The 24,838-nt window shown below is 41.3% G+C and carries 17 protein-coding genes; 4 read left to right on the plus strand and 13 right to left on the minus strand.

Going from position 1 to position 24,838, the window contains the following annotated elements; genetic code table 11:
- Window positions 1-46 precede the first annotated feature (46 nt).
- The 10 genes from ACJJIB_RS05845 to moeB all read right to left on the minus strand — a co-directional run bounded on the left by ACJJIB_RS05845 (window position 47) and on the right by moeB (window position 14,295).
- Window positions 47-1,213 (minus strand): acyl-CoA dehydrogenase family protein, encoded by a 1,167-nt coding sequence (locus tag ACJJIB_RS05845; protein WP_444888175.1) that lies wholly within the window; start codon window positions 1,211-1,213, stop codon window positions 47-49.
- Window positions 1,214-1,270: 57 nt separating this feature from the next.
- A complete protein-coding gene (gene pigE, locus ACJJIB_RS05850) occupies window positions 1,271-3,775 on the minus strand; it encodes a prodigiosin MAP biosynthesis aminotransferase PigE (RefSeq protein WP_444888176.1) in 2,505 nt (834 codons plus the stop codon).
- Between the two features lie 16 nt (window positions 3,776-3,791).
- Window positions 3,792-6,209 carry a hypothetical protein gene (locus ACJJIB_RS05855; RefSeq protein ID WP_444888177.1) on the minus strand — a complete coding sequence of 806 codons (2,418 nt, stop codon included), beginning with the start codon at window positions 6,207-6,209 and terminating at the stop codon, window positions 3,792-3,794.
- Window positions 6,210-6,238: 29 nt separating this feature from the next.
- Complete coding sequence (locus tag ACJJIB_RS05860) at window positions 6,239-7,354, minus strand: hypothetical protein (protein WP_444888178.1); 1,116 nt, start codon at window positions 7,352-7,354, stop codon at window positions 6,239-6,241.
- A gap of 1 nt (window position 7,355) precedes the next feature.
- On the minus strand, window positions 7,356-8,549 hold the full coding sequence (locus ACJJIB_RS05865; RefSeq protein ID WP_252084775.1) for an MFS transporter: 1,194 nt from the start codon (window positions 8,547-8,549) through the stop codon (window positions 7,356-7,358).
- Window positions 8,550-8,600: 51 nt separating this feature from the next.
- Entirely contained in the window at window positions 8,601-10,280 is a 1,680-nt protein-coding gene (locus ACJJIB_RS05870) for a class I adenylate-forming enzyme family protein (RefSeq protein WP_444888179.1), read from the minus strand.
- Window positions 10,277-12,190, minus strand: coding sequence for a CoA transferase (locus ACJJIB_RS05875; protein WP_444888180.1), 1,914 nt, complete (start codon window positions 12,188-12,190; stop codon window positions 10,277-10,279). Before ACJJIB_RS05875 ends, ACJJIB_RS05870 begins: the two co-directional genes overlap by 4 nt.
- Before the next feature lie 203 nt (window positions 12,191-12,393).
- Window positions 12,394-12,666: a MoaD/ThiS family protein gene (locus ACJJIB_RS05880; RefSeq protein WP_252084778.1), complete on the minus strand. Its 273-nt coding sequence runs from the start codon at window positions 12,664-12,666 to the stop codon at window positions 12,394-12,396.
- Window positions 12,667-12,687: 21 nt separating this feature from the next.
- A complete protein-coding gene (locus ACJJIB_RS05885) occupies window positions 12,688-13,098 on the minus strand; it encodes a M67 family metallopeptidase (RefSeq protein ID WP_252084779.1) in 411 nt (136 codons plus the stop codon).
- Window positions 13,099-13,125: 27 nt separating this feature from the next.
- Window positions 13,126-14,295, minus strand: coding sequence for a molybdopterin-synthase adenylyltransferase MoeB (gene moeB, locus ACJJIB_RS05890; RefSeq protein ID WP_444888181.1), 1,170 nt, complete (start codon window positions 14,293-14,295; stop codon window positions 13,126-13,128).
- 527 nt (window positions 14,296-14,822) lie between these two features.
- On the opposite strand from moeB, the gene ACJJIB_RS05895 reads away from it, so the two are divergent.
- From ACJJIB_RS05895 to ACJJIB_RS05910, 4 genes are read left to right on the plus strand one after another with little or no spacing between them, the layout of a single operon-like run.
- Window positions 14,823-15,833, plus strand: coding sequence for a class I SAM-dependent methyltransferase (locus tag ACJJIB_RS05895; protein WP_444888182.1), 1,011 nt, complete (start codon window positions 14,823-14,825; stop codon window positions 15,831-15,833).
- Between the two features lie 51 nt (window positions 15,834-15,884).
- Complete coding sequence (locus ACJJIB_RS05900; protein WP_444888183.1) at window positions 15,885-18,212, plus strand: efflux RND transporter permease subunit; 2,328 nt, start codon at window positions 15,885-15,887, stop codon at window positions 18,210-18,212.
- A 20-nt stretch (window positions 18,213-18,232) separates the two neighbouring features.
- Window positions 18,233-19,009, plus strand: a complete 777-nt coding sequence (locus ACJJIB_RS05905; protein WP_444888184.1) for an outer membrane lipoprotein-sorting protein — start codon at window positions 18,233-18,235, stop codon at window positions 19,007-19,009.
- 9 nt (window positions 19,010-19,018) lie between these two features.
- Window positions 19,019-20,200, plus strand: a complete 1,182-nt coding sequence (locus tag ACJJIB_RS05910) for a hypothetical protein (RefSeq protein WP_444888185.1) — start codon at window positions 19,019-19,021, stop codon at window positions 20,198-20,200.
- Window positions 20,201-20,317: 117 nt separating this feature from the next.
- On the opposite strand, the gene ACJJIB_RS05915 is transcribed toward ACJJIB_RS05910, so the two are convergent.
- From ACJJIB_RS05915 to argS, 3 genes are all read right to left on the minus strand, one after another.
- Window positions 20,318-21,787, minus strand: coding sequence for a nucleoside hydrolase (locus ACJJIB_RS05915; RefSeq protein WP_444888186.1), 1,470 nt, complete (start codon window positions 21,785-21,787; stop codon window positions 20,318-20,320).
- 205 nt (window positions 21,788-21,992) lie between these two features.
- On the minus strand, window positions 21,993-22,880 hold the full coding sequence (locus tag ACJJIB_RS05920) for a dTDP-4-dehydrorhamnose reductase family protein (protein WP_444888187.1): 888 nt from the start codon (window positions 22,878-22,880) through the stop codon (window positions 21,993-21,995).
- 163 nt (window positions 22,881-23,043) lie between these two features.
- On the minus strand, window positions 23,044-24,780 hold the full coding sequence (argS, locus tag ACJJIB_RS05925; RefSeq protein WP_444888188.1) for an arginine--tRNA ligase: 1,737 nt from the start codon (window positions 24,778-24,780) through the stop codon (window positions 23,044-23,046).
- Between the last annotated feature and the right edge of the window lie 58 nt (window positions 24,781-24,838).

Consider the following 24,838-nt stretch of genomic DNA (forward strand, 5'->3'; position numbering starts at 1 on the left):
GTAGCCAGAAACTGACTGAAATAGTAGTTCTGGCTATCAAGGGAATTTAGTTGGCTACGAAACAAGGCCCAACTGATCTTTTTAGACCCTTCGCTATGATATTCATATGGATTTCTGATGTTCCATCTATAATACGATACAGTCTAGCATCGCGATAGAAACTCTCAATCACCTCTTCATCGTGACAGCCCGAGGCGCCAAAGACTTGGACAGCCCTATCTGCAACACGCCCCAAAGTTTCGGTTGCGAGTATCTTTACTTGGGAAATGGCAGCCCGAGAATCTAAGCCAGTATCAATTTCCTTAGCAGTTTGTAGAAGAAGTGCTCTTGCAGCTGCAATTTCAATATTACTATCAACAATCATTTGTTTTATTTGGCCAAAATCAATGAGAGCTTTACTAAATTGTTGACGATCTTGGGCGTGTTTCTTCATCAAGTACAACAGACGATGGCACTTTCCAATTGCCCTAGCTCCGACTTTACTTAATCTTGCTTTTCCTAATGTATCGCCCAGGATTCTAAAGCCGTCATTCTCCTCTCCTAGCAGCGCATCTTTTCCCAGAATAAGATTGTTGAAAATTAGCTCACGATGCGTTGTACCCTTAAATCCGAGCATATTAAAACTTTTGCCATAGGAAAATCCCTGTTGACTCCTATCAACCAAAAACAAAGAGATTCCACGTGGACCAAGATCTGGTTGAGTTACAGCTGCAACTATAAAGTAGTCACAAAAATCCGCATCACTAATGAAATATTTCCTTCCATTAAGTATCCAGCCGGCATCACAGCGTACGGCCCTAGTAGTAATAGATGCCGCATCAGAACCTGCCTCAGGCTCAGAGACAGCTAATGCTGAGTGCCGATCGCCTCTAATACTAGGAATTAAAAAACGCTCAATTTGTTCGGCTGTACCTTCCTTAATACACTCATAGATATTTCCTGCCGCTCGACGTGCAAGAATTTCTTTGGTGGCTCCGAACTGTTCTTGCAAGAGAACGTTATCTAATGTGGTGAGTCCCCCTCCTCCAAATCGGCGATCAATATTGGCCGCAAAAAGACCTTCTTGTCGAGATTTTCTTATGATTTCATTAGAAGATTCTGAACTTATTCCACCAGATTTTTCAACCTCCTTTTCAAGAGGAAGGAGTTCTGTTTGTACAAAATCACGTGCTCTCTGAACAAGCTTTTCTTGTTGTTTTGTTAATAATGACATGTTTATCCTTTAGCTGCTGGCTTCCATTAAAAATTAATTGCTTAACATGTATGATGGTTAGTCCATAAAAGTAGACATGTCTCGGCATACTGAATCGAAAGCAGAAATAAATCTTAATGCTTCTTGGGAATTCAAAACCAATGGAGGTTGAATGCGCATCACGCGACTATTGTTGGCAGTAAGAAAAGTTAAAATATTATGTTCTTGAGAAAGCTTTGTAACGAATCTTAGGGAAAACATATCTTCCAAATTGGACTCAATTGCATCAATGGCAGCAAGCATATGATGCTTGGCATTATCTGACAGCATTTTGTAAGTTTCACGAGAATTCCAGGGTAAGCGATGAGCAAGTTCCTGAGCAGTAGCATTAATACTGCCTTTGAAAGACTGAGAAAATTCAATTGCAAGCATAAGTCCCATTCCCCTTACAGACTTAATGAAGGGGTATTGACTGGCAATTTCTTCTAATGAGCTTTTAAGTTTTTCTCCCATAGCTATAGCATTAGCCGCTAAATTTTCTTCTACAATAACATTTAAAGTCGCAAGAGCCGTAGCGGCAGCCAGGTTTCCGCCTCCAAAAGTTGATGTATGCAAAATACAGCGATCCATACTACCGTAAGCGCTATCCCATAAACGAGGATTTGATATCGTAGCACCAATTGGAATAGTGCCACCGGAAAGTGACTTGGATAATATTAAAATGTCAGGTACCACATTCTCCCACTCACAACAAAAGAGTTTACCGGTTCGACCTAGTCCCGTTTGCACTTCATCGAGAATCATTATGACATTATATTTAGTACATAAGCGCCTGACTTCTTTTAAATATCCTTTAGGTGGTAATAGAACACCGCCTTCACCCTGTATAGGCTCAAGGATAAATGCCCTCACGTCACCTTTCTGTAATTCCTCCTCTAATACGGTCAAGGAACCGAAAGGTATTTCATGGCATTCAGGTAATAGAGGTTCGAATTCTGATCTGTGTTTAGTGCGACCAGTGATAGATAATGCCCCAAGGGTTTTTCCGTGATAGCCATTATCACAATATATCAAACGACCCGTTGAAGTTGCGGCAAGAGCCATTTTAATAGCAGCTTCCACAGCCTCTGTACCTGAGTTACTGAGGAAGACTCTTGATAAATCTCCTGGAGCAAGCTCAGCCAGCCTCTCTGCAAGTAGAGAAGCATGATATGGCATGGAGACATACTGAACAAAAGTAGGATTCTCCGATGATAAATAATCTGTAATAGCTTTTGTTACTTTAGGGTGATTATGCCCAGTATTAAGGCACCCATAACCGGCAACAAAATCTAAGTAAATTGTTCCATCCATATCAGTGAGTTGACATCCACTTCCGTGATGAAAAACACGTTCAATATGATTAAATTGGTAAAAATCTGCCATCACAGGATTAATGTGATGTCGAAATCTACTAATGGTTTGAGTGCGCTGTAGGTGTTTTGAAGTATCAAGAGAGACCTGAATATCACGATGATGGCGAAGAAGCCCATAAAAATGGGAATCGGTAATCCACTCTCCGTCGGTGGCCATTGGTACAGTGGTAAAACCATGTTTTTCCGCTAGTTGGCCAATGTTTAATACACGCTCTGGCGGCAGTATTCTACCTAATGAATAGTCTTCTCTGCATTGCTCTAAAGTTAAAACTATAGTTTCTGCTAAGCAACCATTCATGAACTTCTTTGGAGCAAAATTTTTAGTGGCTTCCCCGAAGCTGACTTCAGGACCTGCAGAAATCAGGCCACCATCTATAATCAGAATATCTTCTCTCGGCTGTAGTGTGGGCATTACATCCTTAGGTAAGGCTGCGTCAACCACTATTGAGCCAGAAAGAAGTCTGGCTGGATCTATTACACTGCCTGTAGAAGTTGCGGCAATATAGAATTTAATTCTACCGTAACAATCTTCAATATTATTAGTGAGCGTTACAGATGAATGCATCTGGCTAGGCAGGTAGTTCAGATATTTATCAGGATCGCTCTTACCTCGATGCACTAATGTTAGGTGACAACCTTTATCGATAAGTAGTTGAGCAATAGCGAGAGAAATAGAGCCTGGATAGCCTATAATGGCAACTTCTATACCTTGAGGTGATAGTTCGAGCCGCTCCATAGCTTGTAGAATGTTTCTTTGAGCAGCATAAGCTGTTAGAGAGTTACCTGTGGTGATTGGAATTGAGCATTTCTCTGTTGTCTGCAGGCCCCGATTTCCAACGATGCCAGTGAATCCACCTAACCCAACTAGTTCTGCCCCTCGGCTTTGTAAGTCATTGATTCCCTCAATAACACGTTTTGTTACATTTCGATGTTCCGAAAGCATTTCCTCTGCGGTTAGAGGCATATAGTGGATAATTCCACTACATTGTGACCCTGCCTTACTGATAACGGAATCAAAAGTAGTAAATGGCACAAGGTTTTGCTTTTTCCAGTAGTCCTCATGATAACCATTACTTTGCTCATCAATATTTCGGTTGACCAAATCAATAAGTTTAACATGACGCTTCAGGGCAACTGATGTTGGGTGAGCGATAAATCCAAATTTCATTCTTTTAAGTCCAAATTCAAGCTGTAATTCGATTCCAGGAGGCTTCAGAGATTAGGCTTAGACCATCTCCATCAGAATTGTGGGATAGAAGCACCTCAGCAATATTTATTCTTCCCTTTTGATTCAAAAGATCTCCTATTTGCTGCTCCTGATAGCTACTAACCCTTGTTCGATTAACAATGATATTGCGGGAAGTAACAGGCTCTCTCTTATGCTCGGTATGGTTCTCCTGAAGTGGTAAAGGCACCACTACCTGTCGACCACAGCCGGATGGTGTTCTTTTGTCCAAATATGTTTGAATCATTGATAAAACACCATTGCATAGATACAAAAGTGTAATATTAATTTTTGTCCCATTTGGGTTTTGAGATAAAGCATGGACAAGTTGACTCTCAATATTGGGGACCAGTGCTCGTGCACCATCGCCAATAAATGCCAATACATTTTTATCAGAAGTTCTAGCAATGTAGGGTAGGGCAGAAAGCGCATCTCCCATTAGTGCTCTTCCGTACCAGCCAGAAAAACTACGACAGGTCCTTGGTATATTACGTATTGCAGATAACCCACAGCGCCCTACATCATAAACACCAATGAATTCAAATGCATTGTTCTCAATTAATCTCCTAACCTGTTGACCTAATTTCAACATGAAATAATTGGCTGACATTGGAAGGCTGGCCATATAATCCCCGGGTACACATTCGTCAAGATTTGTAGCCTCTGTCAAGTATGCTAAGCGATTTGCTTTGATGTGATCCTGTACGTCTAAGTGCGCCTTTATATACTCCAAGAGTTTTACAAGAGGCATATTAAGGGCAATATTGCTGTAAGGAGAGAGATGACGTTTATTTTTATTAACTTGGACGATATGGATATTACGCTTCAGTTTACCTTCTGAAAATGGGGTCGCAGCCTGATCAATTTTATGTTTTAAAAAAAATTGACTAAGAGTATCCGGCCCTCGTAGTTTTCCATTGTCATGTAGGTAGTGATAAACCCGTCGACTGAAAGCATAGACGCCGAAGGTTCCAAGATAGTTTTTATTTAGTTTTCCATTTCTATAAGCTTGAACCGTACCTGGATGAGTTAATGAATCGGTTAGAGCTATACCTGCATCTTGCGCAATCTGGGTTACCAACTCAAGCTCATACTTAGAAAGCGGACCACAGTTCCAGAGTAATCTGATATCAGAATTGTTAATTAAGTTCATAACAGTATCGAGATCATTCTGATGTATATCATCAGGTTCGGATACTTTTGATATGAATTCAGATGGGCTAAATGTATTCTCCCTAGACTCGAGTATATTTGGAGTGGCAAAAATAAAAACGGGACCAGGATTTTCATGCATGACTTGAAAAGCCTTATTCAGCTGTTCTGATAAGATTTCCCGATCATGTAGGTATACGTGGGGTATCCTTCTGGCAGCTATGACTTCACGCCCATCAGTATCAACGTCAATTGTTCCCTGAAAAGCAAACCAAGAATCAGCTGGACTATCAGCACATATAATTAAACCTGGGGCTTTTGCTCTTTGAAGGTTGGATAAAGTACCACGAAATTCATCAATCATACCAGAAGTGACTGTAATAACGTATGAACGCTCGAATAGTTGCCATCCTGCTAATGCGCCAGCAGCTAAACAATGCTCATTATTACCAGTTAAACATCTGGGCGATGAATCATCCTGGACATCCGTACATAATGCCTGTATTGAGCGAATTAAGTTGGCTACCATAGAGCCCGTATAATAGTGGAAATCCCATTGCTTCGGCCAGAATTCTTGCATGTGACTAAAGATTGCCTGGGCGAGTCCAATTGGTGATTTAGTGGTTGCTGCAGTTCTTGATAATAACTTATTGAGATAACCGTGCTCCATGTGATCAATCAATAGTTTTAGCAGTTTCGCCCTAACTAAATCCGGATCGTCTTGTAGAACTTGAATCTGAGTACTGCCATCAACATATGATAAAATACTATTTAGACTCTCTTCTGGCACGTACATAACTTTAGAAAATGGAGTAAGTGTACGTACTTTACAAGATGATATTAATAAATCAAAAGGGCTTTCGGGTAAGCTAATGTTGGCCTCTTTGGAGTATTCAGGTAAATATTCAGTGTCAACAATAAATATGTCAAAAACAGTATTTTCCCCAGGCAACACCTTAATTGCTTCATTTAAATCTCTAAATATATATGGAGTAAATGAGAATTCATGACGTTTGCCAGCATTCGTTAGATAGTGTTGAGCTTGTTTTATAGTGGCATTCAATATGTCCCTATTATTTTTCGGCGGTAGAGAAAATGGCTCTATCGTAAATGAGCAATCATCCTCAGGATTTTGAATGACATGGATAAGAGAAAAAATATAATCCAGCTCTTCAATAAGAGCAGGATTCTCAGAAATAATGCATATCCCTATGTTGTGATTCATCTCTAAAGTTGAGCCTCTAATTCATTTTGTTAAATATCGTTTTGGTCAATAATTTTTTCTGATATAAGCAGGGCCTGCAGAAGAAAAAAATATCCCCATATTGTTTCACCTAAACTTTCTTCGCTAGAGTTAATACGAAAAAAGCAACCATTAAAATATGCCTCATGGGACTGGTCGTTTATATTGAAGTAGTCAGACTCAATTATATTTTTAATAATAGAGTTGGCTTCTGCTCGCCAATCAATCATATTGTTTGGACATGCGGAAAGTTTATACATTGATAATGCCGCGATCAGTGATGCAGAGGGATCCAGGTGATTTCGATTTCCATTTTTAAGGTTCTTAGGGAATTTATCAGAATATTCATTAAGCCATTCAACGCACAATGATTCAGCCAATGTATGATAATCTCCGCCCCAAAGACGGGAAGCAGTAGCTAAGCCCAAAAGTCCCCAACTATGACCTCGAGCCCAACCCTTGGAAGAATTGCTTATTTTTATTTTATTGCTTCCAAGTGTAGCATTTGCAGAAAAATTACCACTTGGGTCGAGCATAAACTTAATAATTGAATCGGTGTGTGATTTTGCAGTAGAACGGGTTTCAGAGTTACCATACTGTAACAGTTGGATAAGAGCAGCAAGGCCATCAATATTTAGTGTGTTTTTTCCTTTTTCTCCTGCCCCCAAAGCGGTTCCCATAGGATAGCAATCCCACTTCGAATTGAAACTTTGAAAGATGGTTTTTGCTGCTTTTTCCGCAAATAAAATAGACTTAGTATCGTTAAATAAACGAATGCCAGGCGCTAATGCATACCAATAAATCATGCTGCGGAATATTGTGTCTGAATATAGTTTTGGTGTGAGACGTTCTAAAATAGAAGACGCGTAATTTCTATCAATATCCTTTCCACTGACTTTTGCCTTTAACCACCAGCTGCCACACCAAAATCCGCCCATCCAAGAACCTCCTGAAGAAAATTTCCACTGATTATCCTGGGGGGATGTAAATATTGGGAAATTATCATCACAAGAATAAGAAATTCTCTCTAAGGTATTGGTTATGGCATATATGGCTGTGTAATTTACACTTGTAGAAGAGTCTGAAAAAGATGACTCTTTATTCTCTACCAACAAAGAATTATTCATTTTAAACAGCTTCTTGTTGAGTGAGAGAATGTTGGTTTGCAAGAATCAGGCAAGAACTCCCACTTATCAACAGGATTAAAATAGTAAATATCCATCCACTTGAAAAAGATTCAAAGAATGAAATGATCATTCCAAAAATAGATGATCCGACGGCTATACCAGCAAAAAAAGCAGCAGATATCATTCCAGATGCATAGGCAATAGGGCCAAATCTTGAATCCTTTACAACCATTCCCATAGCTATTGCATTAGTTGCCACAATACTTAATCCAATTCCAATGACTCCAATATAAATTGGCCAAGAGGCCTCAATATTTGATTTCATTGTGATAAATATGGCTAGAATAGCGAATCCAATCATCCCTACGATAAACATTGCTTGATTATCAAATGATGAGGCTATAGGTGTCATTATAATTCGAGAGGACATTCCTGTAATACCAAACAATGTAATGAGAAGCCCTGCTTGCTCTGGGCTTAGGGATAAACTGATTGCAAAGCTTGGTATATAAGTGATGTATGCAGAAAGAACTGCTCCAATTCCTCCTTGGGTTAACATTAATAGCGCAAGCTTTCTATTTGGAATGTATTGTTGAGAGGATTTCCTTACTAGAGGCTTATTTGGTGATACTTTCCAACTAAGTATTGCCATTACTATTGCTATAGGTACTACAGCCAAGAAGGATACTCTCCAACCCCAATTATTTGCTATAAAAGGCAGAGTGAAACCGGCAAGTAATGCTGATAACTGCACTCCAGATTGCTTCATACCGACCATCATGGCCTTACTAGAGTCTGGGATTCTTAGTGCAATTAACTTATTAGTTAAGGGATTGGCTAAGGCTTGAGAAAGACCAACTATAGAAATTGCGCCAATGATTGTCCATAAGCTATCCGAGATACTAATTATAAAAAAAGATATTGCAATTGTTATGAAGTGAAGAACATATGATGCCCTAAGACCAAAATAGTCGACAGCATTTCCCGCAAATAGGGATAAAATTGATGCTAATCCAAAAGAAACCATCACAATATAGCTCAGGTCACTCTCTTGTACTTGTAGCGCTTTAATTAAATATGGGCTCAGCACACCAGTTGCATAAAGAATGAACATTGGTAATGCCATTGCAAGTAAAAGAACCAGTCCAATTTTTATTTTATCGAACGGATCTATATGAGTTGGAGGGGCACTCATGATCGATTTAATCCTTTTTAGGGAGGTGGGGTATCCAATATGGTAGCAAAATTATGTTACAGTATCGTATTCACTATTCCTTGATTGTTCTCTGCTCTTTCCCAATGAAGAGATATTTTCCACAAGCATTTTTTTATTAATTTTTCCGGCAGGGGTCATCGGTAGTTGCCGGTAAAATTGCAGATACTCTGGTAGTTTATTTACTTCCAGGCCTTGATCCCTAAGGTAATCATTAATTTCATTAAGTGAGAGAAGATCTGAACCTTCGCGCAGAGTGATACAGATACAAACTCTTTGGCCAAGATCTTCGTCTGGTACAGGAATACAAGCTGCACTTATAATCTCAGGATGAGAGGTTGCAATTTTTTCAATTTGAACAGGGCTAATATTCATTCCGCCCCGAATGATGATATCTTTTTTTCTCCCAAGAAGAATAAGATATCCATTATCATCAATACAACCCAGATCACCAGTATAAACCCAGCCTTCATGATCCCTGTAACGTTGGTCTAGATCTGGGGCATTTACATATTGCATCGGCGTCATTGGCCCTCGCCCAGCTATTTCTCCGATCTCCCCTTGAGCCAAAGGTTGCTTTTGATCATCTACAATTCGAATTTCACAAATACTAGGATTTGGACGTCCAACGGATCTGCAAATAGAATCTAAAGAATCTTCCAATGTATTATGACAATTAATACCATCGGCTGATCCATAAAGGCTAATAATTCTACAGTCAAAAGCACTAACGCAGCGATAAATTGTCGCTTGATCAATAATGGCGCCACCACTGACAATGGCCGTAAGACACGATAAGTCAGTTTTTTGTAGTTCTGCAGCCGCCGCCATACGCTGAAACATGGTGGGAACACCAAAAATATGACTTGGTTTATGTTGCTGTATAGCCTCTATAGCAGTAGTTATATCAAACTTTGGAAGAAGTACTAATGAACCTCCCATCCAGGAAAGCACGCCAAATGTCGCACTAGAGCCAAATGCAGTACCCAAAGGCATAAGGTATAATGCACGAAAGTCTCTATTGGGCTTAGTAATTCTTTCTAAAAACCGTCCTCTTCCACCCAATATAGCATTGTGTGAATAAGCAACTAATTTGGGTTCTGATTCAGTACCTGAAGAAATAAGAAACCTTACAGGGCTATTAGGGCATACTTTGATCGGTGTTTTAAGCGGATCATTTTTAAATAATTCATCAAGATCATTCCAGTTAGTTTCACTGGCTGCTGGTTTATCACCTTGGACGATAAATGTTCTCAATGATAATGCATTTGGACGAATCGATTGAATTATTTCACAGTAATCAATATCTGCATAAGATCTTTCAGTAATCAATGCTCTGGCATTAGTACGCTTGATAACAGATTTAATATCAAGGCTGCCTCGCCCAAGTGGAATCGGACAGACAACAGCACCGATTGCAGCACATGCAAGATCAATAGCACATGATCGCCAGGAGTTGACCAGCTGATAAACAACAACGTCCCCACTGACAATCCCCAATTTTAAAAAACTATTAGCAAGCCGGGCTGCGGATTCAGATAATTGGCTGTAAGTTGTTATTGTATCTTTCTCAAGTACTGCGGGTTTATTTGGTTGTTTTATAGCGTTTTCGCAAAATTTTTCATAAACAGTTTGCTCGGGATAATATCCTTTAGAAGTCCAATCCTGTCGCACCGAAATGGGCACTATATCAATCACACCTGTATTGTTCATTTGAATCTCCATGGCGTGGTTACACGAGAATAATTTGAGGTTTGAAAGTTTTCTTTAAAGCGAGGCTGCTTGGGTAGCTCTTCGAGTGACTCTATTACTTGACTACATGGGATGTTATGTTTCTCGAAAATAAATAACCACTCTTGAGCATTTTTGTCTTCAAGAATTTTCTCTAATTTTTCATCTATGTTCGATTGCTCTAAATCTTTGACCGTCAAATTTATTTCATCTAGCAAAGGAATTAGTTCATTAGATGAGGAGAACTCTAGGATGATATATCCATCTAAGGTCTTGAATAGCCTTCCTTTCTGAAATTCAGGCTTTTGATGTTTTTCCCTAATAGATTTAATAATTGGTTGGGTTAAAAGTGTCGCGCTTCCTAGTAATGAGGTATCTACACGACATCCCTGGTTATTAAAAAATTTACGGAATAGACCTAAGGTGGTTCCTTGAGCTGAAATTATCCCACCAAGAACATCGAGGGCTGTATATAGGGTACCTCCATTATTCTTATTATTATGTGAAAGCTCACTAGCTAGTCCAGAATAAGCCTGTACGGTGAAATCAGTACCAGGATAGTGCACATCGTTATCTAGAATTCCCCATCCACCGGCATAATTATAAACAATATCAGGGTTTACCTTTTTCAAATGTTCGTGGTCGAGTTGTAGTTGCTTGGCTTTTCCTGGAGCCCAGTTATGAATAAAGACATCCGCAGTAGATACTAATGAAAGAACTTCAGCGCGACCCGCAGGCGTTTTAATATCGATTTCCCGAACCTCTTTAAGATGGTTTAGTGCGTCAAACCGCGCTGAACAATCTCCAGCAAGAGGAGGCATTCCTCGTAATGGGTCACCACCAGGTGGCTCAATTCGTACTACCCTAGCCCCCAATAAGGCTAGTAAATGGCCAGCTATAGGTCCTTGAATCCGTCGGCAGGACTCGATAACAGTAAGTCCACTCAAAGGCTTAGTTTGGTCAGTAATAAAGTTATTTGAGGTATCTAGATTTAAAATATTTTCTGAAGAATCTTTGTATATTTCATTATTAATAACTTCAGGTCTAAGTTGCCATGGGCCTCGTTCCAATAAAATAGATATATCTCTATCAGTGGACCTTTCTAAGAGTGTTCTCTGACGACATACTGCGACCCCCGATTCACTTGCTAACAATTCAATATCTTTAAATTTACAAGAAGAAATTTTTGATATGAGGGTTCTTGGCAGATATGATGTTGCTTTAGCATACCGCTGCAGGAAGGACTGCCAGCCTTTACTCATATCCTCCTGGCTGATCCCAAGAGCACTCCAGAATCGACGCCAAGGTTCTGGAGAAAGAGTTTCTAATTCAAAAAGCACACCATCTTCTGAACAGAAAGGTGGTCGTTGAGAATGATCGTGTACTCCGGGAGGAATATTCTCCGCATATTCATTTACAGTCGCACCAGCAAGGTATTGCCCAACACACAATAACCCTGCAGATACCATGGAGGTTTGAAATCCTCTCGAATTTAATCCGCGTCTATGGCCTATAGCGGTGGCTATACAGCCTAAAAGAGTTAAAACAGCTGATGCGCTAGATAGATAGGGAGCATTCAAGGCATCTATTCCACCAATGGAACGTCCATGAACCGACATCAAGCCAGTTGCGGCTTGAATCACAGACTCTGAGCCTTGCCGTAGGGGATCATCTGACCAAAAAGAGAGAAGGTTTTCCTGAGTTCGTCTATCTGAAGATATAAATTTGAATGGAAAATTTACATCACTATTTAAACTTAAATCATTTTCTACTTGAATTCCTAACGCATGGCACTGATACTGAAAAGTATTTATTGTTGACTGTAGGTGAACCGGAACTTCTTTAAAGTTACCAATAATTGTACAATCGCTAAGAAATTTATCCATTTCCATAATTTATATACCACCAAAATCTGTTGCCAGTAACATAATCAATTAAATTAATTGAGGTCGTCATTTAAGAGCAACAAGGTAACTCTGGTTATTTCTCTACCGGTTAGATTAGGTATCACTATATAATGTAAAAAGGTGAGTCGATAATGCCGACCACCTTTTTCAGATGTTAAGGTTTTTTACAGTTTTTTATTTGTTTTTAATTAGCCACCTGCGACAGCTGGAAGTATAGTAATGACATCACTTGATTTTATGTCGGTAGCTAATTGGTTTTTGAAGCGGATATCATCTTCATTTACATAAATGTTCATAAATTTGTGAACTTCCCCTTCTTTTAATAAGCGGTCTCTGATCCCTGGATATTGCGATTCTAGAGATTCTATTAACTCTTTGACTGTTTGTCCTTCAGACGTTACTTCTTTTTGATTGTTAGTTAGAGTTCGTAAAATAGTGGGAATCTTTACTTTCACTGACATGCTTTTATCTGCCTATTTGTTTTATTGCGATACTACGTTAATTGTTTCTTCGATGGCCTTTTTGTCTACTATGCGATAGCTACGCACTTCACCTGGTTTACCCCCAGTTGTTGAAACCAAAACATAACTGGCATCAGGATACCAAGCATGTTGAATATCTTCTTTACTTGGAAAGGCTCGGGAGTTTGTATGTGAGTGATAGAACACCATTGGCACTTCATTTTTTTCTTCCATTTCTTGCCAGACCTTAAACTGTTCTTTAGGGTCAAAAGCAAAAAAATTTTCAGAGCGTGCTGCATTTTGCATCGGCACTATTCTATGGGGTACTTGATTATCTTTTTTACCAAGAATAATACCGCAAGCCTCTATAGGGTGCTCAGCAAGTGCTTGATTCATAATAGATTCTATATGTACATCTAAAATCTTCAGCATAGTAAATTTCCAGTCTGTGCTTTAGTGTTAATAAGCTGGAAGTTCAGGTTCAATATCTTTAATCCAGGCAAGAATGCCTCCATGGAGATTGTAAAGATTAGTGAACCCCTGATTTTCTAAAGCGGCCAGAGCTTGTCTGGATCTTCCACCAACTTTGCAGTGTAAAACTATGAAGGTGTTTTTATCTATCGACTCTAATCCACGCCCGGCTAGAATGTCAGCTTTAGGAATATGAATAGCACCTTCAATACAGCAGATGTCACGCTCTCCGGACTCCCTTACATCAATCAGCAGATGCGATTTTCCTGTCTGCCGAATTTTATGCAATTCAGTGGGTGTTAAAGTGGGAATTTCTTCTTGTGCTTGCGAAGGCTTAGTTAGTCCGCAAAAAAATTCATAGTCACAGAGTTCTGTAATTGGTTGTCTATCGGGATTACGATAAATGGGTAATTTACGGAAGGTCATATCCAGTGCATCATAGACCATCAATTTCCCAATAAGAGGACTCCCAATACCGGTGAGTAGTTTTATGGCTTCAGTCGCCATAATTGAGCCTATTGCTGCGCATAGGACTCCTAACACCCCTCCCTCCGAACAGGAAGGTGCATGCTCAGGGGGGGGCGGCTCTGGATATAGATCACGGTAGTTGATTCCTATATCGCCAGGAGCATTTTCCCAAAAAACAGATGCTTGGCCTTCAAATCTGAATATTGAACCCCATACATAAGGTTTTTTGGCCATTACGCAAGCATCATTGACTAGGTAACGAGTAGCAAAATTATCTGTTCCATCTAGAATAAGATCATAATCTGAAATTATTTCTAGAGCATTTGTCCTATCTAGACGTGTTTCATGCAGTTCAACATGAACGAAAGGGTTGACCTCTTGAACTGTTGCTTTTGCGCTATCGAGTTTATTTTCACCTATATTGGATTGGCCGTGGATAACTTGACGCTGAAGATTAGAGGCATCTACTGTATCAAAATCTACGATACCGAGTGTTCCTACTCCCGCCGCAGCCAGATACAGTAATGCCGGTGATCCGAGTCCGCCTGCACCAATAATCAAAACTTTACTGTTTTTTAACCGTTTCTGCCCATCGATTCCAATATCTGGCAACAGTAGGTGACGGCTATACCTCTCCATTTCTTGTTTACTGAGTTCGTGAACGGGGCTGACAAGCGGGGGCAGTGTCATTACGTAGTCCTTGTTATATCTTTTATCTATCGAATTTGATTATCAAACCGTTTTTTATTGAGGTTCGATATAAAATTAGGCTCAAGATTTTGTCATATCACGAACAGTCGAAAGGGTTAACGGCGTTCAGCAATTGATATTCCTTCGCTCCTGTAATGATAGGAAACGATTGCAGAGCAGCCTATTGTGTTCTCATAAAGCAAGTTTCAAGGAACGATGTGAATCCTGAAGCTAATTTTGTTTACAGGTTAATTTGAAGCAAATAGGAACTCTGGAATGAGATTTAGATCTGTTTGGTATCTATAGCTATTTATTGCGTTTTCTACTTAACCTTGTTACCAATTTGTCAATAAATGGCTTAAAGCTTTAGTTATTAGCTTTTAAATTTTATAAATAATTTAATCTGACTATGTTTAGAAATCTCAATTGTTAATCGCTGGGTTTTCAGGCCATCTGTCTTATTGGGTAATCTTTGATTATAAAATTTGTGATTAGATATCTATTGTCAGAAAATATTGGAATTATCAATGTTGTTTAATAAATCCTCCTTTGGGGATGATGCTCAATTTTTTTTATTTGATACTCTAGTGGCTCCTTTACGGTGGGAGATTCTATCAGCAGGGATAAAGCTTAAAATATTTGATTATCTGCAGGATGCACGTACAGCTAAGGACGTTGCTCTTCACTTAGATTTTCTGGAGAGTCGAACTGAACTTTTCCTTAACTCAATGGCTTCAATAGGATTGATTGATAAGTTTAAAGGAAAGTATCAAATAAGTAGCTCCTATCGTTCTTTATTGACTTCTGGTTCCGATTCTTCTTTGTGTGGGTTATTGCAGCATCTCAGTCAGATAAAGCATGTAAGTGAATCTGAGATTATTGACCTCCTGAGCAGTAAGCATCAGAAGAAAAATGGCCCTACTATGAAAGATCCAGAATTTTGGAACGATATGATAGAAGGCCTTAGATTATTTCATTTATCAGTTAGAAATCCAATAGTTTTAGATGTTCTAATGTCACAGCCTAACTGGTCTGATGTTAATCATATATTAGATCTCGGAGCAGGTTCAGAGCAGTTGGCTATAGATCTACTTTCGGTTAAGCCAGATCTTAAAGTAACAATTTTTGATTTGCCTGGTATTGCCTCTCTAATTAAAAAACAAGTTTTTCAAAAAGCACAGATAAATATTTTAGAAGGTGATATGAACACAGCTTCTCTAGGGGGCGGATATGATTTAGTTTTTGCTTCGATGGTCTTATATTACGCCGATGATCTTACTCATACCTTAGAGAAAATACGTCAATCTCTTAATCCTGGTGGAATGTTCCTTAGCTTTCATGAAAAGCTGAATAGCGAAAGAACATCTCCTGAGTTTCACATTGTTGGTCGTATTCACGCAGAACTAAAGTTGGGTCCACTCTCTTTATCTGCTGGTTCAGTAGAAAAAGCTCTTGCTGAAGCTTGCTTTAAAGATATCTTTACTCAAGTCTTGAAGACTCCGTTTGGTGATATCGAGCTGGTGAGTGGAATTGCTTAGTAATAGTTACTAATTTTTGTTAGAAAAATATTCTCTTGGGAGACCTATGTAATGGAGCAACTATTTAGAGGGATTCTATCGCGTCCAAAACTGGTATTGTCTGTTTTTTTGCTTTTTTTTGTTGCCTGTACAGTTGGTGCTAAAAACCTTTTTTTTCGTGGTGATTATGCAATTTTTTTTGACGATTCGAATAAAGAGCTTCAGGCGTTCAATGAGATTGAAGGTACCTTTAACAAGACTGATAGTTTGGCGATAATTATAGCGCCAGAAACTGGCGATATTTATACTGAAAGATATCTCGAATTGATAATGCTCCTCACAGAAGATGCTTGGAATATTCCTTATTCCAGTAGAGTGGATTCAATTGCCAACTATCAGCATACTGAGGCTCAAGAAGATGATCTTTTAGTTGAAAATCTCGTATTCAAGAATTATCCGTTAAATACAGAATATATTAATAAAGTTAAGTTTGTTGCTGAGAATGCCCCAAGGCTTAAGGGGGCCTTGGTCTCAAAAACAGGTGATTCCGCAGTTATTAATATCACTTTTCAATTGCCGTCAGGCGATAAGACCGCTCGAGTAGCTGAAATCACGGACCATTCTGATAGGATGCTTGCTTCCTATCAAGAGTCATACCCTGATGTTTCATTTCATCAGACTGGCATCGTTGCTATGAACTCTTCCTTTACCAAGGCTGCTCAAAAAGACATTCTCACTTTAGTGCCAGTAATGTTTGCGGTAATTAGTTTATTATTAATTATGACGCTAAGGTCGATCACCTATGTAATTTTAACCTTGGTTATTGTTGTTACAAGTGTAGTGGCAACTATGGGGATTTATGGTTGGGCAGGAATGTATTTGAGCATTGCCACAGTTAATGTTCCCACAATGATAATGACTTTGGCAGTGGCAGATTGTGTACACCTGATTACCTCTGTCAATGAAGGCAAAAGGCAGGGATTGGGGAATCGAGAAGCTGTTGTTCATAGTTTTAAACTGAATTTTATGGCTATTTTAATTACTTCTGTGACGACGGCTATCGGATTCCTAATAATGAATGTTTCTGATTCGCCTGTCTTACGGCATATGGGTAGTTTATCTGCTTTGGGAGTTATGCTGGCTTTTGTTTTTTCGATTTTCCTTTTGCCAGTGCTGTTATTATTGATGCCAGTAAAAGTATATAAGGAAAGAGGAGGTGTTTATTCTAAATTATTTCAATTACTACCAAATCTGATAATTCGTTACCATCGCAGTATCTTTTGTGTCTCCACTATTGTGGTTTTGATTGCTGGCTATATGGTGATGCAGAATCGAATAAATGATGAGCCGATAGAGTACTTTGATTCCAGTCATAAATTTAGAATTGCTGCCGATTATATGGAGAACCATATTAGCGGCATGACTAATATTAGTATTGCTGTCAAGTCTGGTAAATCACAGGGTGTAGTTGATCCTGATTTTATTTCTATGCTAGATGATTTTACAAATTGGCTTCGTATGCAGCCACAAATAGATCATGTTGCTAGTCTAGTGGATACCTATAAAAGGTTAAATAAAAACCTACATGGCGACAAGGAAGAATACTACAAGTTACCCAATGATAGAGAGTTGGCTGCACAATATCTTCTATTGTATGAACTTTCCTTGCCCTATGGATTAGATATTAATAATGAAGTCGATATTGATAAATCAGCGGTTAAACTGCAATTGACAACTAAAAATTTAGGTAGCGGTGATCTTGTTGATTTTGAAAACAAAATATATGACTGGTTCAGTAGTAATGCTCCACAATATGAAATAGTTGCATCCAGTCCCTCTCTTATGTTCGCACATATTGGAGAGACAAACATGCATAGCATGCTTAAATCATTACCAATTATTTTAGTGTTAATTTCTACACTCTTAGTTATTGCATTAAAGTCTTTGAGGATTGGAATAATCAGCTTGTTACCTACATTGGTTCCAGTTTTATTGGGGTTTGGTTTATGGGCGTTTATTTCAGGAGAGGTGAATCTAGGTTTGTCTGTTGTTGTGTCACTTACATTGGGTATTGTGGTGGATGATGCTGTTCATTTTTTGAGTAAATATCAATATTCTCGTCGGCAGGGAAACTCTGTGGAAGAAGCAATATCCTACTCTTTTAATACCGTGGGGCGTGCTCTCTGGGTTACTTCTCTCGTACTGGTTGCTGGATTTCTTGTTCTTGCATTATCTAGTTTTCGATTGAATTCAGATTTAGGTCTTTTAAGTGCTTTAGTGATTACAATTGCCCTAGTTGTCGATTTCTTACTTCTGCCAGCTGTGCTTTTAATTTTTGATAGAAGAACGGATATTGTGCAAGCCAAGGCCAACAATGAGCTTTTGTCTGCTGCCAATTAAAAATATCAATAGGAAAAATCATGATAAAGAATGGAATTTTAACTTGCCTGTTACTTCTTTTGGCTTCCCTCGCGATGGCGAATACTGAAATGGGGCTGGAAATTGCCAAAGAGAGAAAGGTAAGAGATGAAGGCTGGAGAGACTCAATTGCAACTGTCAGTATGTTGTTGAAAAATGCATTGGGTGAAACTAGCTCAAGAGAACTTAGGGTTAGAACTCTGGAAATTGAAGGTGATGGAGATAGAGGATTAACTGTATTTGATGAGCCTCGTGATGTAAAAGGAACTGCTTTTTTATCCTATTCTCACATTAATAGTCCAGATGATCAGTGGCTTTATCTACCTCGGTTAAAGAGAGTTAAGCGAATAGCCTCACGAAATAAATCAGGGCCTTTTATGAGTAGTGAATTTGCCTATGAAGACATGACTTCCTTTGAATTGCAGAAATATAAGTTCAGCTATCTAAGAGAGGAGCTAATAAAGGGGAGGGAAACCCTTGTTGTGGAACAAATACCTACTGATGAGTATTCTGGCTATACAAGGCAGGTAGTCTGGATTGATAAAGACCACTATCAACCAATTAGAACGGAATTTTACGATCGAAAGGGGGAGTTATTAAAAACATTACATTTGGAGGACTATCGCCAATATTTGGATCAATATTGGCGGGCACATGTTTTGACAATGATAAACCATCAGACGGGCAAAAGTACTGTGCTCACCGTTCATGATCTTAAATTTAAAGTAGGGTTGGGTGAAGATGATTTTAATGTAGCGACGCTTAAAAGAATACGTTGATTTTTTACAATGAAGCTACACATCTTTAATTGTCTTTTTTTTATATTTCTACTTGCTGCCGCCTCTAGTGCTAGTTGTGTAGAATTACGAGGGATTGCTGCAGTTGAGTATCGCCAATTCCTTGCTAGAGGCGAGGTTGGTCAGAAGACCTTTCAGCCTTCTGTTTTTGTTGAGCCAGAACTTTATCAATCTTTTTTGAAAGGCAGTGCTAGCATCACTGTAGTACCTTTTTTACGGTTAGATGCTTTAGATGATGAACGGTCTCACTGGGATATCCGTGAATTTATGGTGCGATATCACTTTAAAGAGGTAGATCTTGAGGTTGATCTTGGAATAGGTAAGGTATTTTGGGGGGTAACTGAGTCTCAGCATCTAGTGGATATAATTAATCAAACTGACAGTATCGAATCATTAGATAATGAGGATAAACTCGGTCAGCCAATGCTTCATGTTTCATGGATTAAGGAATGGGGAAGTGTTGAGGGTTTTCTACTCCCTTATTTTCGAGAACGTACATTTCCAGGTGAGGATGGGAGACTTAGTTTAGGCGTTGAAAGTTCGTCTGCTCAGTATAAGTCCTCGAAAGGGAAAAGGCATTTGGATTTTGCAGTTAGATACTCTACTAGTATGAATTCGGTTGATCTGGGGGTAAGCTATTTCCAGGGCACTGGTAGAGATCCTGATTTTATCTATAACCAGCAGCAATTGTTACCTTTTTACCGGCAGATTAGACAAGTTGGAATTGATGCCCAGTGGCTAAAAGGAGATTTTTCTTGGGTTTCCGAAGCTCTGTGGCGTGATACTGGTGAAAAAGAGTACTTTGCAATAACCGCAGGTTTTGAATACAGCCTTGTAGGGATCACTAATACAAATATGGATTTAGGTATTCTAACGGAAGTTTTGTATGATTCCCGTGGACAGAGTGCTACGACAGCATGGCAGCAAGATATTTTTATAGGAACTAGACTTGCAGTTAATGATATCGCAGGGACTGAGATATTGCTGGGGGTAACCCAGGATCTTGATTATTTTAATTCCAGAGCTATAAAGCTTGAAGCATCGAGCAGGATTACAAATTCTTGGCTGTGGAGGGTGAATGGATGGATTTTTAATAGTTATGGTAAAGAGGATCCATTGAGTAGTTTCCAAAAAGATGATTATTTAGAGGTAGGTTTAGAATATTATTACTAGTATTTTAGGGTTGACTAATTTCTCAAAATTACCTTATTAAGGATCTTCGAATGCCCCCCAATATCCCTCATAACACTCTGTCAATAGAGTATGGGGGGCTAATTTCAATTTAGTAAATTACAGTCTACATCTAGATCCCTTACGAGCAGAATTAAAACGAGCGCGCAGGCGCTCAATCATTGCAGTGCGGGCGGCATCGTGGTTGATACCCATTACGACATTCACTTCTAGGCCCTCGCCGTTTTCGGCAAAAGTGGTTTTACCCACGGTGGGATCGAAGGAAATGGGGTCGTAAGGAGTCATACTGTCAGCCAGACCGGTATTTAACTGGTCGACTTCAATAAATCCGGCCACCAGATCCATTTCTAGAGTTTCAGGCTCCAACAGTACCAGTGCGGCGATAATATCCCACAGGCGAATTACTGCATCCATAGCGAAGTCACCATTACCCTGGAAATCCCCACCTTCAAATTCACGGATAGAGCTGAGGAGTTTGGAGGTATAGCAGGCCTCAGGGGTTGCGCGACGTTTAGCCAGTGCTTCGATGGTGCTGCCCTGTACCTTGGCCATGTCGGTAGAGTTGGTGGGTACCAAATAGGTTTCAATATCATTTTCACTCAGGGCGTTAAAGGCCCACTGCGCACTCAGCGGGTCGAGTAGAATATTGAATTCCTGGTGGGTGCTGAAGTCGCTATCACAGCCAAAACTTGGGTGGGAGAAAATATTGCCGCCCAGATTTCTAGATTTATCGCCAAAGCAGGCTGCTTGGTGATTCTCGGTAAACGGCTCATAATTCTCAAAGCCTCCACCCATCATAATCACACGATCAATTTTTGCCAGCTGCTCTTCGTTGGCCTTGCCGAGTACCCGGGCCAGTGTGGTGAGTTTGCCGGTATTGAAAACCACTGGGCGTTGCTCCAGTTTATCCAGAGTTTCCAGGATAATGTCTTCGGCCAGTTCAAAATTGAAGGAGACACCATTGTTACCTTGGTAGCGGTAGTGTTCCTGTTTTGCGCGGGGGATTAGGTGGTCAGTTCCGTATAAGGTGGAGCCGTTGTCACGCCAGGGACCGGGCACATACTGGCCATAAAGGTTAATACCCATGGCATTGCGGCGCTCCAGATTCCATGTGCCGGTGCTGAAATCGGAGGAGTTGGGCAGCTGGTAATCATCACGGCCAGTTACAGCGTTGTCGTCATTGACAGGAGCGCTGGAAGCCTTACCGTTAGCCCCGTAAGCGACCTCCTCAGTGGCAAAGTAGGCACCGCGTATCACTTTGGTATCGTTGTTACCCAACCACTCGAGGATGTTGTAAACCGTATTGGCTCCGTGCGCTACAGTATTGAAGGAGTCTTCAACCACTGCCAGCTCCAGGGTGTAGCGCGGGTCTTTGGCAATCAGCATCAATGCTACGGCATCGTCAAAGTTATTGAAGTCGCCGATCCAGATAATCGGTTGGGCATCTTCATTTTTGGTTGCTTGGTGCAGGCGCTTTCCATGACGACCATTATCCGCATGGCAGGAGGCCAGGGTTGCAAAGCTACCAAGAATCAGGGCTCCGGCAGATAGCCAACGTTTTAATTTCATCTATATTTCCCTATGGTTCGAGAGTCTTTAATTGGCGATTTCACGACCCTTCCCTGTGTCGATACATGGCCACTCCTGTAATAACTACCATTAACGCTTGTTAGCTATAAATAGTGCCCAATTACAAAAGTTAATGCCGGCTTATAGGCCGGCACAGGTATATCCCTATACCATTTAATTTCTTTTATTCGTTTTCCATTAGCTTTTAATTCTGGATAAAAGATTTCAGGTTGCGTGCCAGTTGCTGAGGCAATGGTTCGGTCCCTTTGATGCCGAGGTTTGTTAAGCGCGATTTATCCAGCTGACAATTGTAGGGGCGCGGTACTGAAAAATCGGGTTTGCTATCTGCGCTGATATGGTCAGCACTCAATTCGCACACTTTGGCAATAATATGCGCAAGTTCAAAGCGAGTGCAGGCGGTGTCGCCGCTCCACTGATAGATACCTTCAAATTGGATGCCACGCTGGGTTTTCAACAGGCATTGCTCCAATACTTCTGCCACTTCCTCCACACTGGTGGGAAAACGAATTGCCCAGTGATCCAGTGTGACCGGCTTTTGCTCTCGCAGTGTCTCTAATAGGGCGGTAATACCGGATTCCTCCAGGTAGGAGACGGGTCCAAACAGCCAGGGCAATCTTAAAACCCAATGGTTACCGTTTTTCAATACTGCTTCCTCTCCCGCCAGCTTGCTGCGGCCGTAGAAATTCACGGGATTGGGTGTGTCATCAGGGGCATAGGGTGGGGCAGTACCATCAAAGACATAGTCTGTGCTGATATACACCAACTGTGCATTGATTTCGCTACAGTGCTTGGACAACAACTCTGTGCTGCTGACATTGAGTTGCCAGGCGGTATCTGGATTGTCAGCACAGCGGTCTGGCCAGCGCTCAGCGGCACAATGGATCACCACTTCCGGCCTGATATCGTTCAGGGAAGCTTTCACTGCGCTGCTATCCGATAAGTCCAGGCGAATTAAGTTTTCGCCTGCGCGAGAAAAAGCGGTGCCGATTACGGAAAAAGTAGGTTTGTTGGAAAGTTGTTTAAATACACTACGGCCCAGCAGGCCGGAGGCGCCGGTAATCAGGATTTTCACGGGTTACTTTCCTTTAATTAGACCAGTGGGGAAACGGTGGCCTATGTGGGGTATTGAATGGTGCAGGATAGTTTGGCTGGAGGCTAGGGAAGCCTGCCCGCCAGAGAGCCGCCCGGCCAGCCAGCCTGCATATTTGCTGGAGGTATGGCCGGGCAAGAACAATTTACATTTGCTCCATAACTTCAATACCGAGCAAGCCGAGGCCAGTCGCGATAGTGCTGGCCACCAGGTTACACAGCTGCAGACGGCTGTGCTTCTGTTCTTCACTTACCCCTTCTTTCAATACCGGGCAGGCTTCGTAGAAGCTCATATAGGCACTGGCCAGCTCGTACAAATAAGTACAGAGCACGTGTGGGAAGGTGTCTTTGGCTACCTGATCCAGTACTTCACCAAATTGGTTCAGTTTTACTGCCAGTGCGCGCTCTTGGGGGCTTTCCAGATTAATATCGCCCTTGAGTTCACTCGCCTCAATACCGGCCTTGCGAAAAATACTGCGCACGCGGGTATAGGCATACTGTAGGTAAGGCGCCGTATTGCCTTCAAAGCTGAGCATGGATTCCCAGCTGAAGATGTAATCGTTAGTGCGGGTCTTGCTCAGGTCCGCATATTTCACCGCGCCGATGCCCACCTTGCGCGCGATTTCCGCACAGGTTTGTGCATCCAGCTCAGGGTTCTTCTCGGCTACCAGTTTTTCTGCTCGCTCCACCGCTTCCTCTAGCAGGGCGGCCAGTTTTACCGTACCGCCGGTGCGGGTTTTAAACGGCTTGCCATCGTCGCCCATCATGGTGCCAAAAGCGCAGTGCTCAAGAGAAACGGATTCTGGTAAAAAGCCCGCTTTGCGTGAAGCGACAAAGGCCTGCTGTAAGTGCAGGGATTGACGGGCATCCACTACGTAGAGAATACGGTCTGCATTGAGCTGGTTTGCGCGGTAGCGAATGGCAGCCAGATCGGTGGTAGCGTATAGGTAACCACCGCCCTTCTTCTGGATAATCATCGGGCTTGGATTGCCTTCTTTATCGGCCATCTCTTCCAGGAAGACTACGATAGCACCCTGGTCCTCTACGGCGATGTCGTTATCCAGCAGTTCTTTAACCAGCACCGGCAGATCGTCGTTGTACTGGCTCTCCGCGTAAACGTCTTCCTGCTTAAGGGTGACATTGAGCTTGGAGTAGATCTCTTCACAGTGGCTGATAGAAATATCGATAAACTGTTTCCACAGTTTCAGGCACTGTTCGTCGCCACCCTGCAGTTTTACAACGTATTCACGGGCGCGGTCTGCAAAACCCTCTTCCTCGTCGAAGCGTACTTTGGCTTCGCGGTAGAAGACTTCCAGATCGGCCAGGGCTACTTCCGCATCGCTATTTGCCAGCTTGTCGGAGAGGTGCGCCAGTAACATACCGAATTGGGTGCCCCAGTCGCCCATATGGTTTTGGCGAACCACCTTGTGACCCTGGAATTCCAATAAGCGCGCCAAGGCATCACCGATAATGGTGGTGCGCAAATGGCCTACGTGCATTTCCTTGGCCAAATTGGGGTGGGAATAGTCGATGACTACGGTTTTGGGTTCTTCAACAGAGGCAATATTGAGACGCTTGTCGCCTTGGGCAGCCAACAGCTGTTGGCTCAGCCACTGTTCACTCAGATGGATGTTTAAGAAGCCAGGACCCGCGATCTCGACCTTTTCGATCATATCGCCCTTGTCCAGCTGCTCAAGGATCTTGCTGGCCAGCTCACGCGGGTTGGTGCCCAGTCGCTTGGCGGCGCCCATAGCGCCATTGGCCTGGTAGTCGCCAAATCCGGCTTTCTTCGCAGGTGCCACAATCGGGCCGCATTCTTCGGGGATACCGGCGGCAAGCATGGCGGCCTGGAATTTGTCGGAGAGGAGTTGGCGAATATTCATAGAGGGTTATAGCTGTCTTAAATTCGTGGAAACGCCGAATTTTAATGGGCGGTGGCGG

Source organism: Microbulbifer mixtoriginis (SeqCode) (assembly GCF_052467705.1).